Annotated in this window: 14 protein-coding genes; 6 read left to right on the forward strand and 8 right to left on the reverse strand. The window is 72.4% G+C overall.

What is annotated here, in order from left to right; translation table 11 throughout:
- The first annotated feature begins 160 nt into the window (after window positions 1-160).
- Window positions 161-457 (forward strand): GYD domain-containing protein, encoded by a 297-nt coding sequence (locus OG989_RS30980; protein ID WP_151453713.1) that lies wholly within the window; start codon window positions 161-163, stop codon window positions 455-457.
- 132 nt (window positions 458-589) lie between these two features.
- Here OG989_RS30980 and OG989_RS30985 read toward each other — a convergent pair whose 3' ends face one another.
- Both OG989_RS30985 and OG989_RS30990 read right to left on the reverse strand, forming a co-directional pair.
- Entirely contained in the window at window positions 590-1228 is a 639-nt protein-coding gene (locus OG989_RS30985) for an N-acetylmuramoyl-L-alanine amidase family protein (RefSeq protein ID WP_305069285.1), read from the reverse strand.
- Window positions 1229-1374: 146 nt separating this feature from the next.
- Window positions 1375-2502 (reverse strand): DUF3103 family protein, encoded by a 1128-nt coding sequence (locus OG989_RS30990; RefSeq protein WP_327029262.1) that lies wholly within the window; start codon window positions 2500-2502, stop codon window positions 1375-1377.
- Window positions 2503-3450: 948 nt separating this feature from the next.
- Between OG989_RS30990 and OG989_RS30995 the strand changes: the two genes are divergently transcribed.
- The 3 genes from OG989_RS30995 to OG989_RS31005 all read left to right on the forward strand — a co-directional run bounded on the left by OG989_RS30995 (window position 3451) and on the right by OG989_RS31005 (window position 5635).
- Window positions 3451-3771 (forward strand): MerR family transcriptional regulator, encoded by a 321-nt coding sequence (locus OG989_RS30995; RefSeq protein ID WP_132237156.1) that lies wholly within the window; start codon window positions 3451-3453, stop codon window positions 3769-3771.
- 305 nt (window positions 3772-4076) lie between these two features.
- Entirely contained in the window at window positions 4077-4280 is a 204-nt protein-coding gene (locus OG989_RS31000; protein ID WP_151453711.1) for a cold-shock protein, read from the forward strand.
- A 206-nt stretch (window positions 4281-4486) separates the two neighbouring features.
- The gene (locus OG989_RS31005) at window positions 4487-5635 is read left to right on the forward strand and encodes a site-2 protease family protein (protein ID WP_151453710.1); all 1149 of its coding nucleotides are present in this window, start codon (window positions 4487-4489) and stop codon (window positions 5633-5635) included.
- Here the strand turns inward: OG989_RS31005 and OG989_RS31010 are convergent.
- Window positions 5632-6891, reverse strand: a complete 1260-nt coding sequence (locus OG989_RS31010) for an FAD-binding protein (RefSeq protein ID WP_327029263.1) — start codon at window positions 6889-6891, stop codon at window positions 5632-5634. The two genes, OG989_RS31005 and OG989_RS31010, sit on opposite strands and share 4 nt — an antisense overlap.
- Window positions 6888-7442: a hypothetical protein gene (locus tag OG989_RS31015; RefSeq protein ID WP_151453709.1), complete on the reverse strand. Its 555-nt coding sequence runs from the start codon at window positions 7440-7442 to the stop codon at window positions 6888-6890. Before OG989_RS31015 ends, OG989_RS31010 begins: the two co-directional genes overlap by 4 nt.
- Window positions 7443-7516: 74 nt before the next feature.
- Here OG989_RS31015 and OG989_RS31020 point away from each other — a divergent pair, with 74 nt between their 5' ends.
- Window positions 7517-7720: a hypothetical protein gene (locus tag OG989_RS31020; RefSeq protein ID WP_225852064.1), complete on the forward strand. Its 204-nt coding sequence runs from the start codon at window positions 7517-7519 to the stop codon at window positions 7718-7720.
- Window positions 7721-7816: 96 nt separating this feature from the next.
- On the opposite strand, the gene OG989_RS31025 is transcribed toward OG989_RS31020, so the two are convergent.
- Window positions 7817-8746 (reverse strand): LLM class F420-dependent oxidoreductase, encoded by a 930-nt coding sequence (locus tag OG989_RS31025; protein ID WP_151453708.1) that lies wholly within the window; start codon window positions 8744-8746, stop codon window positions 7817-7819.
- Window positions 8747-8919: 173 nt separating this feature from the next.
- On the opposite strand from OG989_RS31025, the gene OG989_RS31030 reads away from it, so the two are divergent.
- The gene (locus tag OG989_RS31030; protein ID WP_151453707.1) at window positions 8920-10077 is read left to right on the forward strand and encodes an acyl-CoA dehydrogenase family protein; all 1158 of its coding nucleotides are present in this window, start codon (window positions 8920-8922) and stop codon (window positions 10075-10077) included.
- A 63-nt stretch (window positions 10078-10140) separates the two neighbouring features.
- On the opposite strand, the gene OG989_RS31035 is transcribed toward OG989_RS31030, so the two are convergent.
- From OG989_RS31035 to OG989_RS31045, 3 genes are all read right to left on the reverse strand, one after another.
- Window positions 10141-10818, reverse strand: a complete 678-nt coding sequence (locus OG989_RS31035; RefSeq protein WP_225852063.1) for a hypothetical protein — start codon at window positions 10816-10818, stop codon at window positions 10141-10143.
- A gap of 178 nt (window positions 10819-10996) precedes the next feature.
- Window positions 10997-12034, reverse strand: a complete 1038-nt coding sequence (locus OG989_RS31040) for a hypothetical protein (protein WP_327029264.1) — start codon at window positions 12032-12034, stop codon at window positions 10997-10999.
- Window positions 12034-12303: a hypothetical protein gene (locus OG989_RS31045; protein WP_151453705.1), complete on the reverse strand. Its 270-nt coding sequence runs from the start codon at window positions 12301-12303 to the stop codon at window positions 12034-12036. The genes OG989_RS31040 and OG989_RS31045 overlap by 1 nt, the downstream gene beginning before the upstream one ends.
- Window positions 12304-12355: the final 52 nt, after the last annotated feature.

The raw sequence follows: 12355 nt of genomic DNA on the forward strand, positions 1-12355 counted from the left end.
CTCCGACCATACCCGCTGCATACTGACGGAATGCCATCAGCTCGTCACGCCACACCGGTCGCGCTCCAGTCCACCACCGGCGCCGACTGGCTGGTCACTTTCGACCATTATGCCCCAGAAATTGCCTTACGATGAGATCTCTTCGTGGAGGTGGAGGGCCATGCCGACGTATGTCGCGTTGCTGAACTGGACCGATCAGGGGATCCAAGGCTTCAAGGACACCGCGAAGCGCGCCGAGGCCTTCGCCGCAGCGACACAGAAGCTCGGGGCGAATCTCCTGAACATCTGGTGGACCGCCGGCCCGTACGACCTCGTGGCCATCGTCGAGGCGCCGGACGACGAAACCGCCTCCGCGGCGCTCCTGCGGCTCGGCGGGGCGGGCAACGTCCGCACCACGACCATGCGGGCCTTCGGTCAGGAGGAGATCAGTCGCATCGTCGCCAAAGCCGCTGGCTGACTCCGTCACGGCCAGACATGGGGTGGCTGCCGACCTGAACGAGCAGCCACCCCCGTACGCACGGCCAGGACCACGGACGGGCGTCCTCGCCGGACCCGCCGCGGCGGGCAGGCGATTCAGCGACGCAGCACCCTAGAGGCCGAGGTAGGCGGCGATGCCGTTGGCATGCCCTCGGGCGGTGGCGGTGATGAAGGCGGCGCGCTTGAGCAGGTTCGCGTCGGCCACGGTGTCGATGAACAGGTTCTCGGTCAGGACGGCGGGCATGGCGGTCTCGCGCAGCACATGGAAGTTGGCGGTCTTCAGGCCGCGGTCGGTGACCGAGCCGACGGTGCGCATGCCCGACAGGACCCGGGAGTGCACCGGACTGTGCAGGGCGCTGGAGGTGCCCGGGTACCGGTAGCTCTCGAAACCCGTACCGCCGCCGGAGTTGATGTGGATGCTGACGAAGATCGTGGCGCCCCACGCGTTGGCGTCGCTCGTACGGTACGTGAGACTGCGGGTGATGTCCGAGGTGCGGGACATCCGTACGTCGACGCTGTAATTGGCCTTGAGGATGTCGCGGGTCTGAAGCGCGATGCTCAGGGTCAGGGCCTTCTCGGTCAGGCCGTTGCCGACGGCGCCGGGGTCGGTGCCGCCATGCCCGGGGTCGAGGTAGACCTTCGGGACCGCCGCGTGCGCAACGCCGGTCGCCGCCCACGGAGCCACGACGAAACCAGCGGCGGCAGCCAGCAGGGTGCGGCGGCGCGCTGAGGAGTTACTGATCACGAGCACCTCTCCACGGAAAGTAGGGGGTGCCGGGAGGCCGTCGTAGGCCGCCTGTACCCGTACGGGCTGGCACGGCGTCACTGTAATGCATGGAAATACGTAGATGGAAAGACCCGCTGCTCGAAGACGTCCAACGGGGTCGAGCGGGCCGGTCAGAACTGCGCGACCCAGTACGGGGTGACGTCCATCCAGCCGTTGGCGCCCGCGCCGTGCTTCCGGCCGCTGCTGGCGGTGCTCAGGGTGTACCAGGCGTCCACGAAGTCCGGGTCGTCGGTGTACCAGGAGGTGGGGATGGCGTCAAGGATCGCGTTGACCACCGGGGTGTACACGCCACCGTCCACGATCACCAGCAGGGCGCCCGCGATGGCCTTGACCAGGGCCGCGTAGTTGGTGTCCCCGTCGTCCTCCATCATCACCACGTCGGCCAGGTTGTACTTGTACGACGAGAAGTGCACCAGCAGCTGGTTCGGGTAGTAGGTGGTGCCGTCGTGGTCCAGGTACGGCATCTGCACGAGGTCGACCTTGACCTTGCCGTCCAACCCGAACCCGGCCACGAGGTTGTAGATCTCGGCGTCCCCCTTGATCCAGGGCTCCTCGTCGTCGCTCAGCCGGACGGCGTCGACCTTGGTGGCCCAGTAACCGGCCGACGCGGTCACCCCGGAGGCGCGGGTCGCCGGACGCGCCGGAGCCGCCCGGCCGATGCCCCTCTCGCCCAACTCCTGGCGCATCATCGCCAGTCCCGCGGTGAGCGCCCGCTCGGTGTCCACGTCCACCACGAGCACCGGCTGCCGCGGCACCCGCGTGGCATCCAGCACCACCGTGCCGCCGGAGCGGTCGTAGGCGGTCACGCTCGTCGCCGAGTCGTCGGGCGGGGTGGCGGCCACCAGCGGCGCTTCGCCGCGGGCGATCGCCGCGCGCATGTCCGGGTGGGCCAGCCGCAACCGCAACAGCGAGCCGGTGCCGCCCGGCAGGCCCTTGGCGACCAGCAGCCGCTGGTTGGCGGCGCGGAGGTCACCGGCGAGCCGGGCGTCGACGCCGGCGGCGAGCAGGTCGACCGGGCCGTTCACGGCGGAGCCGCCCAACCGGGTCAGCTCGGACCGACCGGTGAGGGCCACCTGACGGGCCACGCCGTCGGTGATGGCGAACACCGGGCTGGCGACCACTGGGGCCGGTGCGGGGTGGTCGGGCCGGGCGTACGCCGGGGTGCCGATCGCTGCGACCAGGGTGGTCGTCGCGATGCCGAGTGACAGGACGGCGCGGCGGAAGGTACGTCGGTTCACATGGACTCCTCTGCGTCTCCCGGCCATCGGCTCGTGGCGGCGACCGGGAAATTGACGACGATGACTACATAGGTATACGTCCACGGGGAAGCCGTCAACGTCGCCGTAAGCGGTTGATTACGTACCGCAGCTCAGACAGCCCCGAACCGGACCGGCCCGCCGAGCACTGTGGCGGCCCGGTCCAGACCCGCCAGGCGAGCGGCGAGTGTGGCCGATGCCAGACGCCCCCAGCAGGACCTCGCGTACCGCGCGGGTCACCTCGAAGCGCTGGCTGACCTGCGCGTCGCCGGGCGCACATCGCCACGGGCCGGCGGCACGGTGGGGAAACCCGCGATCAGCGGCCGAGAAAATCTGGTCTCCCGAGACTAGACATTCTTGGTGGGGCTGGGTAATGTTGCCTCCGTTGACGACAGAGATCGGTTAAAGACGCTGACGAGAGCAGGAGCGTCGAAGCAGGGCCCGGAACTTCTCGCGGCTCGCTCGGCAACTGCGGTGAAACCACATCACCGCACGCAACACGGCAAGTGCAGGACAAGACCTTGACGTAACTCCAGGTCAGGGCAGACCGCAGGCAGGGCCGATGCAAGGTTCGGGGCTCCGCCTGATGCAGCAAGGATCCGCCGCACATGTGCGGGGCCATGAAGTCGCGTGGGGCTCCGGCATCGGCGGATAGCAACCGTAGGCAATGCAAGAAGAGGAAAGGGAGGGCTGGACGCCGTTGGATCGCCCGCCGTCAGGACGTAGTGCAAGTTCTGAGGCGGACGCCGTAGTCCCATCGAACGTGAGGTGGTCTCCGGTCACGCTTATGCGATCCTCGCACCGCCTGCTGATAGCGGCACGGTGCGGAAACGAGAACCCGACGAACCTGTCGGTAGATGGTGTATTCAACCCGTAACCCTGGGCCCCGGCGCAACACGCGCCGGGGCCCTCGTTCACGAAGAGGAATGCATGGCCCAACCCGACGACATGCTCAACGACGACGACTACCCCGCCTACACCATGGGCCGCGCCGCCGAGATCGTGGGCGCCTCGCAGGATTTCCTGCGCCGCCTCGACGAGGCGAAGCTGATCATCCCGTTCCGCTCCGCCGGCGGACATCGCCGCTACTCCCGCTACCAGCTGCGCCTGGCCGCACGGGCCCGGGAGATGGTCGACCAGGGCACCGCCCTCGAAGCCGCCTGCCGGATCATCATTCTCGAAGACCAGCTGGAAGAAGCCCTCCAGCACAACCGCGACCACCAGTGCCGCCAGCAGGCCGGCGCTACCTGACCCCGCGCCGCACGGTCCTTCTCCACCACGAGAAGGACCGTCTGCCGCACCCCGAAGAACCTGCGGATGTCGCGCCGCCAGGACAGGGACACACGCAGGGAGACGAAGGGCTGTTACCCGCCTGTGCTACGGTCTCCTTGTTGCAGTTTTGATTTCCGTAGACGTTTCCGGCGCCTGATGGGGTTATCTGAAACCTCATCCAGGCGCTCTTTTCGTTTGTCGTGTCGGTTCGGCGCGGGCGATCAACGCGGCGGCGTAAGAGTCCGCACACCGTGCGGTCTCCAACAGCCTGCGAAGGAGCAGACATGGCTACAGGTACCGTGAAGTGGTTCAACGCCGACAAGGGCTTCGGCTTCATCGCCCAGGACGGCGGCGGCCCCGACGTCTTCGCCCACTTCTCCGCGATCGCATCGAGCGGCTTCCGCAGCCTCGATGAGAACCAGCGGGTGGAGTTCGACATCACCCAGGGCCAGAAGGGCCCGCAGGCGGAGAACATCCGCCCGCTCTGATCTCCATTCTGCGAACGGCGGCCCGACTGGTTCAGCGGGTCGCCGTCCGTCATTTCCGCTGGCGGTGGGCCTGAGCGCCGACCACGCCGGGTCCCGGCGCGGCTACCGGCCAGAACCTCGTCATCGACGGTCCGCCCGTCGCGGCATCGGCCAGCATGCCCCGCCGAACTGGCATGGGCGCGACGATCGCGGGTAGTACCCGAAACATGAGGGCGAGTTTCCGGCTCGGCCGGATCGCGGGCGTGCCGGTCGGGGTCAACTGGAGCGTCCTGGTCATCTTCGCGCTGATCGCCTGGGGGCTGTCGGCCAACCAGTTCCCCCGGGCCTACCCGGACCGGCCCGTCGCCGCGTACGTCCTGGCGGGGCTCGCGGCGGCGGTGGTCTTCTTCCTCGGCCTGCTCGCCCACGAGGTGTCGCACGCGATCGTCGCCAAGCGCAACGGGCTGGAGGTCGGCGGGATCACCCTCTGGCTCTTCGGCGGGGTGGCCGAGCTGCGCGGCGAGGCGCGCGACCCGGGCGCGGAGCTGCGCATCGCCGGCGTCGGCCCGCTGGTGAGCCTGCTGATCGGGCTCTTCTTCGGCGCGATCGCGGTGGTGCTCGCCGTGGCCGGGGTGGAGGGGCTACTGCTGGGCTCGCTGGCCTGGCTGGCCGGCATCAACGTGCTGCTGGCGGTCTTCAACGCGCTGCCGGCCGCCCCGCTCGACGGCGGGCGGCTGCTGCGCGCCGCCGTGTGGAAGGCGACCGGCGACCGGACGAAGGCGTCGGTCGTCGCCGCCCGGGCCGGCTGGGTGCTCGGCGCGGTGCTGATCGGGCTGGGACTGTGGCAGTTCCTGGCCGGCGTCGGCTTCGGCGGGCTGTGGCTTGCCCTGATCGGTTGGTTCCTGATCGGCGCCGCCGGCATGGAGGAGCGGCAGGCCCGGATGGGCAGCGCGCTTCAGGGCATCCGGGTGGCCGACGTGATGACGCCGCAGCCGCAGACCGCGTCGGGACAGATGACGGTGGGCGACTTCGTCGACCACTACCTCTTCGCGTACCGGCACACGGCGCTGCCGCTGACCGAGGACGACCGGCCCGTCGGCCTGGTCACCCTCGACCGGGTGCGCGGCATCCCGGCGGACCGTCGGGCCGGCACCACGCTGGCCGAGGTGGCCTGCCGCGCCGACGAGCTGGTGCTCGCCCGGCCGGACGAGCCGCTGAACGAGCTGCTCCCCCGGCTCAGCGAGTGCGCCGACGGCCGTGCGCTGGTGGTGGCCGACGGCCGCCTCGTCGGGATCGTCTCGCCGAGCGACATCAGCCGGGCGGTGCAGCGCGGCAGCCTCCGCGATCAGATGCAGGGCAGCCGGCCCGGTCGCTAGTCGCGGGGAAGGTAGTGGTCGAGCAGGTCGGTGCGGAACGTGCCGGCCGGGTCGAGCCGGCGCGCCAGGTCGAGGAAGTCGGCGTACCGGGGCAGGGCCGCGGCGACCGCCGCCGGGGCGAGGCCGAAGACCTTCCCCCAGTGCGGGCGCGGCGCGAACGGCGCGAGCCGCTCCTCCACCGCCGCCACCACCGGCAGCACCGCCGCCGCGTCGGCGGTCCAGGTGAAGTGGATGGCCAGGCTGTCCCGCCCGTGGTTCGGGCTGAGCCACAGCCCGTCGGCCGCCACCGTCCGCAGCTCGCAGACCTGGAGCACCGGCGCGATCAGGTGCGCCACCGGATCGAGCGCGGCCAGCGCCGCCGACGCCGAGCCGCGCGGCACGTGGTACTCCGACTGCAACTCCGCCCCGCTGCTGGGCGTGAACTCCAGCCGGAAGTGCGGCAGCCGTTCGTGCCACGGGCCCGGCTCGCCGAGCTGCGGGGTGCAGTTCCGCGCGGGCATGCCCGGCACCGGGTGCCGCGGCGCGTCGGCCGCCGTCGTGCCGAGCCAGTCCGCCGGGAGCGGGGCCGCGTCCGCGCGCTGCTTGACCCACACCTCCCGCAGCCGCGGCGACCGCCAGTCGGTGAAGACGCTGACGCTGTACGCCGAGGCGAACGCCGCGTCCAGCGCCGCGCGGGACAGGCCGAGGCGGACGTGCTGGCGGATCTCGAAGGTCGGCACCACGTCCAGGGTGACCCGGGTGACGACGCCCAGCGCGCCCAGCGACACGACCATCCCGGCGAAGGTGTCCCCGTCGGCCGCCCGGTCCACGGTCAGCAGGTCGCCGCCGGCGGTGACCAGTTCCAGCCCGGCGACCGCGCTGGCCAGGTTGCCGATCGTCTCCCCCGAGCCGTGGGTGCCGGTGGCGACCGCCCCGGCGACCGAGATGTGCGGCAGCGAGGCGAGGTTGGCCAGGGCGTACCCGCGCGCGTGCAGCCAGGACGCGAGGTCTCCGTACCGCATGGCGGCCGGCACGGTGACGGCCCGGCGGTCCGGGTCGAGCACGACGGTCGCGGGCAGCCCGGCCAGCGAGACCAGGTCGCCGGTGGTGTCGCCGAGGCGGTTGAACGAGTGCCCCGTGCCCACCACCCGGAGCCGGTCGCTGCCCGCCACCAGCCGGCGCAGCTCGTCGAGCGAGGAGGGGCGGTGGTGGCGGCGGGCGGCGTAGCGGACGTTGCCCGCCCAGTTGTGCCGCGGCCCGGCCCCGGCGGTGGTCACGGGGTGCGGTGGCGGTCGGCGGCAGGAGCCCCGCCGAGCGCGTCGACGAAACGGTCCCCGGCGTGCCGGGTCAGCGCCGCCGCCACCTCGGCGGGCCTCTCCCGGACCCGCGCCAGGTCCAGCAGTTCCACCGCGGCCCGGCCGTCGACCGGGTGGTGCGCGTCGGCCGGCAGGTCGGCCAGCGCGCCCGGCGCGGGGACCAGCAGCAGTCGCGGCGTCGACGGCAGCCCCTGCCGGGCGGGCGGCCGGGCCAGCGCCAGCGCCGCGACCTCCGCCCACGCGATCGTGCGGCGCAGCCCGGGGCGGCGGACGCTCAGGCCGTCGGCGCCGATGACGAACCGGAACGGGCGCAGCAGGCCGACCAGCACGCCCCCGCCCAGCAGCACGGCGCCGACGGCGACCAGCCGGCGCAGCAGCACGTGCTCCCCCGGCAGCGCCAGCAGCACCCCGCCCCCGATCACGCAGGCCAGGGGCAGCACCAACGCCCCCCGGTTGCGGTGCAGTTCCATGTCGTACCCCCGTTCGACACCGTGGTCGTCGGGACGCATCATCCGACGAGCAGGGCGGGACGGAAACCGGTCGATCGGGCACGGTTACGGCGCCCTCGGCGGGGAACCCTACGCCGATGAGCAGCTACCGCGATCCCGCCCCGCGGGGCGACGTGTTCCCCTCCGAGGAGGAGATCGACCCGACCGGCATCGGAGCGGTGTCGCCGGCCGGGGCGTACCCGGCGGGCACCACGCCCCGCCCCAAGCCGGCGCCGCCGCCGACGCCCCCGCCGCACCCGGTGCCCCATCCGGGGCCGGCGCCCCGGGTGGGCCGCGCCTGACGGCCGGCACGACGGGGCCGCCGCCCCGCGCGCGACTTGCCGCCGTCGCCGGCGCAGGACGTCGACGCGGTGCTGGGGCGGCGGTTGCCCGCCGGCTCAGAGCTGGGGCTTCACCTCGGCGGCGACCAGCTCCAGGTGGTCGAGGTCGGCCAGGTCGAGCACCTGGAGGTAGAGCCGCTCGCTGCCGATCTCGGCGTACCGGCCGATCTTGTCGACCACCTCGGCGGGGGTGCCCGCGAGGCCGTTCTCGCGCAGCTCGTCCGGCTCCCGGCCGATCGCGGCGGCCCGCCGGGCCACCTCGGCGTCGTCCCGCCCGCAGCAGAGCACCAGGGCGTTGGACCAGCGCAGCTCGCCCGGGTCGCGGCCGGTCTCGGCGCAGGCGGCCCGGACCCGGTCGAACTGGGCGGCGGAGTCCTCGACCGAGGCGAACGGCAGGTTGAACTCGTCGGCGTAGCGGGCGGCCAGGCGGGGCGTGCGCTTCGGGCCCATGCCGCCGAGCAGGATCGGCGGGCGCGGGTCCTGCACCGGCTTCGGCAGGGCGGGCGAGTCGCTGACCGGGTAGTACGTCCCGGCAAAGTCGAAGGTCGCGCCGGGCGGCGTCGCCCAGAGCCCCGTGACGACCGCGAGCTGTTCCTCCAGCCGGTCGAAGCGCTCCCCCAGCGACGGGAAGGGAATCCCGTACGCGGTGTGCTCCTCGGCGTACCAGCCGGTGCCGATGCCCAGCTCGACCCGGCCGCCGCTCATCTGGTCGACCTGCGCGACGGTGATGGCCAGCGGGCCGGGCAGCCGGAAGGTGGCAGCGGTCATCAGCGTGCCCAGCCGGATCCGCCGGGTGTCCCGGGCCAGGCCGGCGAGGGTCGTCCACGCGTCCGTCGGGCCGGGGTCACCGCTCACCGCGCCCATCTTCAGGTAGTGGTCGGAGCGGAAGAAGGCGCCGTAGCCGGTTTCCTCCGCGCAGCGGGCCACGGCGAGCAGGTCGTCGTACGTCGCGCCCTGCTGGGGTTCGGTGAAGATCCGCAGTTCCATGCTTCGAGCATAGGGAGCGGGCCGGGTCGGCGTGCCGTTCCGGCCCCTCCCCGGGCGGCGGCTCGGGCGGGCGCCCACCGCGCGAAGTGGCGGGCATCCGATAGCGGCGAGCCTGGCCCCGGGTCGTCCGCCGGTCCAGAGTGGAGGCCGAGCGACGAGGCGAGGAGGAACCCATGGAGGACCAGCACCGGGACGGGCTGACGGGGGCGGTGGACGCGCTGCTCCCGGAGGTGTCCCGCCGGGCCGGGGAGATCGAGGCGGCCCGGGGGCTGCCCGCCGATCTGCTCGACTCGCTGCGGGCGGCCGGCTGCTTCCGGATGTTCGTCCCCCGCAGCCACGGCGGGTACGAGGCGGACCTGCACACCGGGCTGCGGGTGCTGGAGTCGCTGGCCCGGGCCGACGGCTCCACCGGGTGGACGGTGATGATCGGCGCCGAGACGCCGCACCTGGTGGCGATGCTCTCCCGCGACCGGTTCGACAAGTTCTACGCCGACGGGCCGGACGTGGTCGTCGGGGGCGGGTTCGCCCCGCAGGGGCGCGCCGAGCCCGTCGACGGCGGCTTCCGGGTCACCGGCCGGTGGGCGTTCGCGAGCGGCGCCCGGCACGCCGACTGGATCTTCGGCAACTGCGTGCTGACCGGGGACGGCGGGCCGGCGGGGGCACCGCCGGCGATGCGCTCCATGCTCTTCCCGGCCTCCCGGGTCACCGTGCACGACACCTGGCACGTGCTCGGCCTGCGGGGCACCGGCAGCCACGACATCGAGGTGGCGGACGCCTTCTGCCCCACGGAGGAGAGCTTCGACCTGTTCACCGGCGTGCCCTGCGTACCGGGGCCGGGCTTCGTGGCGCCGCTGGTCCACTTCGTCCTGCACCTCGGCGCGGTGGCGGTCGGCATCGCGCAGGGCGCGCTGGACGACATGGTCGCGCTGCTCGAGGGCGGCCGGCAGCGGCTCTACGCCCGGCAGTCGCTCGCCGACTCGCCGGCCTTCCGCCTCCAGCTCGGCCGTGCCGACCTGGACGTACGGGCCGCCCGGGCGCTGCTGCGGGACCTGGCCGACGAGCTCTGGTCGGCCTGCGCCACCGATCCGGCGGCGATCCCCGCGCTGCACCCACGGATCTCCGCCGCGCTGCCCTGGGTGACGGAGCGGGCAGCCGCCGCGGTCGACACCTGCTACCGGGCGGCCGGCGGCGGGGCGGCCCGGGACTCGTCGCCGTTGCAGCGCCGGTTCCGCGACATCCACACGTTCAGCCAGCACGCGGCGGCGGCCGAGGGCTGGCTCGCCAACAACGGCGCGCGGGTGCTCGGCCGGCCGGTGGAGCTGGCCTACTGACCCCGGGCGGGTGTCCCGGCTTCCGACCGGAGCCGGGGCACCCGCCCGCCGTCCATCGACGGATCAGCAGCGCTGCCGCTGGCCCGTGTGGTGCACGCCGACCTTGCCCACCACGGTCAGGTCGGTCAGGGCGGTGTTCGCACCGCGGGACACGTAGCACGAGTAGCGGTGCTGGTTGATCACTTCGAGGTGGATGTGGGCCCCGCTGTCACCGTTGACCTGGTAGCAGCTGGACCAGCGGAAGCGGCCCGTCTCGCCGAGCTTGGTCCAGGGACCGACCGAGGCGCCGACGACGATGCCACCGGGCTTGTTGTTCACGTGCATCACGTCCGCGCGGCCGAGGATCTGCCCGGTCGTGGTGTCCCGGGCCTCGAGCCCGATGCGGTAACCGCCGTCGGCGAGATTGCGGGTCGCACAGCCGGCCTGGACGGTGACCACCTTGACGGCGACCGGGTGCCCGGAAGCGGTCTTGGTGCCGAACGGCGAGACGATCGTGGCACCCGGATTGCGGTAGATGTCGACGGCCCAGTCGTTCGGGTAGCCCCAGTGGCCGAAGACGATGTGGTGCGAGGTCGGACCGGAGAGACCGAAGCGGTCCCAGGTGGACGAACCCTGGATCGGCGGATAGACGTTTACCGTGTCCGCTGCCGGATGCGCCTGCGCGGCGCCGGCCGGGGCGACCACGGCGCCGACCGCGAGCACGAGGGCGGCCATCGCAGGGGCGAGACGACTGAACTTCACATGATCTCCATGGCTGTCCTGGCGCAGCGGGGCTCGGTGGACATCGCACCGGGAGGCGCACGAGCGGGCCTGCGCACGATCCGGCGGATCTTATACCACCATCGATGGATCTCATGATCGACGTCTATCCTTCGCCGACGGCTCTCCGGCCCCTCCTGGCGGACCTCCGGCCGGCCGCTCAGACGTACGGCCGGGTGGCGTACGCCGACTTCAGCGCGGCCAGCCCCGTCGACTTCGGCGACAGGGTGCCCCAGCCCGAGTTGAAGTAGTTGGTCCGCGCGATCCGCGGTCCCCGCTCGGCGTTGAGCTGGGCGATGGCGGCCGGGACGGTGGCGATCCAGCCCGCCTGGTCCGGCACCTCCGCCACCCGTACGCCCCACTCGGCGATGATCACCGGGCGGGAGAGGGCGACCGGGCCGAGGTCGGCCACCGCCCAGTCCTTCGCCCGGCGGAACCGGGCCAGCGCCGTGTGGGTGGGGCTGGTGGCGTAGGCGTTCCACTGGAGGAAGTCGAGCCTGGCCATCAGCGCCTCCGGATGGGTGCGCTGGAAACAGGCCCGGTCGAAGCCGCCCACCCCGACCGAGAACGTCGTGCCGGCGGGCAGTTGACGGGCCTTGAACCAGTTCACGATGTACGTCACCGCCTGCACCGCGCGGGCGTCGGACTGCCCCCAGTTGTAGCTGACGCCGGACTCCGTGGTGCCGAACTCGTGGTCCGTGTCGAGTTCCGAGGCGAGCTGGATGTTCACCCCGAAGCCCATGGTCCGGTACTGGGACAGGGCGCGGGCGAAGAGCCCGTCGCAGTGCCCGGCCAGGACCTGGCTGTAGCCGTACGCCCGGGGCCAGGTCGTGCCCGGGCGCTGCTGGATGGTCATCGCGGGCGCCGGGACGGTGTAGGTCACGCCGTCCACGGTGAACGTCTGCGGCCCGGCGTCGGGCGCGCCGTAGTGCTTCAGCTCCAGCACCATGTTCATCTGCACCCCGGCCCTGCCGAGCGTGATCAGCCACGGCCGTTGGTAGCCGGGGAAGATGTAGCCGTCGGCGAAGCTGCGGTACTGGGTCAGCGAGCGGAAGTTGCCGCCGGCCATGTCGGCCGTCGGGTCGGCGCCGCCGGAGAGGTAGTAGCCGCCCAGCACCGGCGGCGCGATCGTGTAGTCGGCGGTCGCGGTGGCGGTACGCCCGCCGTTGTCGCGCACCGTGACGGTGACCCGGGGCATCACGCCACCGCCCGGTAGACGGCGACGGACCCGTTGTCCGACGCCCTGGTCCAGGTGCGGCCGGAGTCGTCGGTGACGGTGAGGGTGAGCGGGTCGATGACGGCGGTGACCTTGACCGGCGCGCTGCTGTTGCCCTGCGCGTCGGTCACCACGATCGTGACGGTCACCGGCTTGGTGTCGGCGTCGCCGTAGGTGACCGTCAGGATCATCTGGTCGCCGGGTGAGTAGGTGGAGGCGTTCAGGGAGGCGGTGGCGGTGGGAGCGGCCATTGCCGGCTCCTCTCGTGCTCGGTGACCGGACCGACCGGCGCGTGGCCAGGGC

Source organism: Micromonospora sp. NBC_01740, from assembly GCF_035920365.1.
Taxonomy (GTDB): Bacteria; Actinomycetota; Actinomycetes; order Mycobacteriales; family Micromonosporaceae; genus Micromonospora; species Micromonospora reichwaldensis.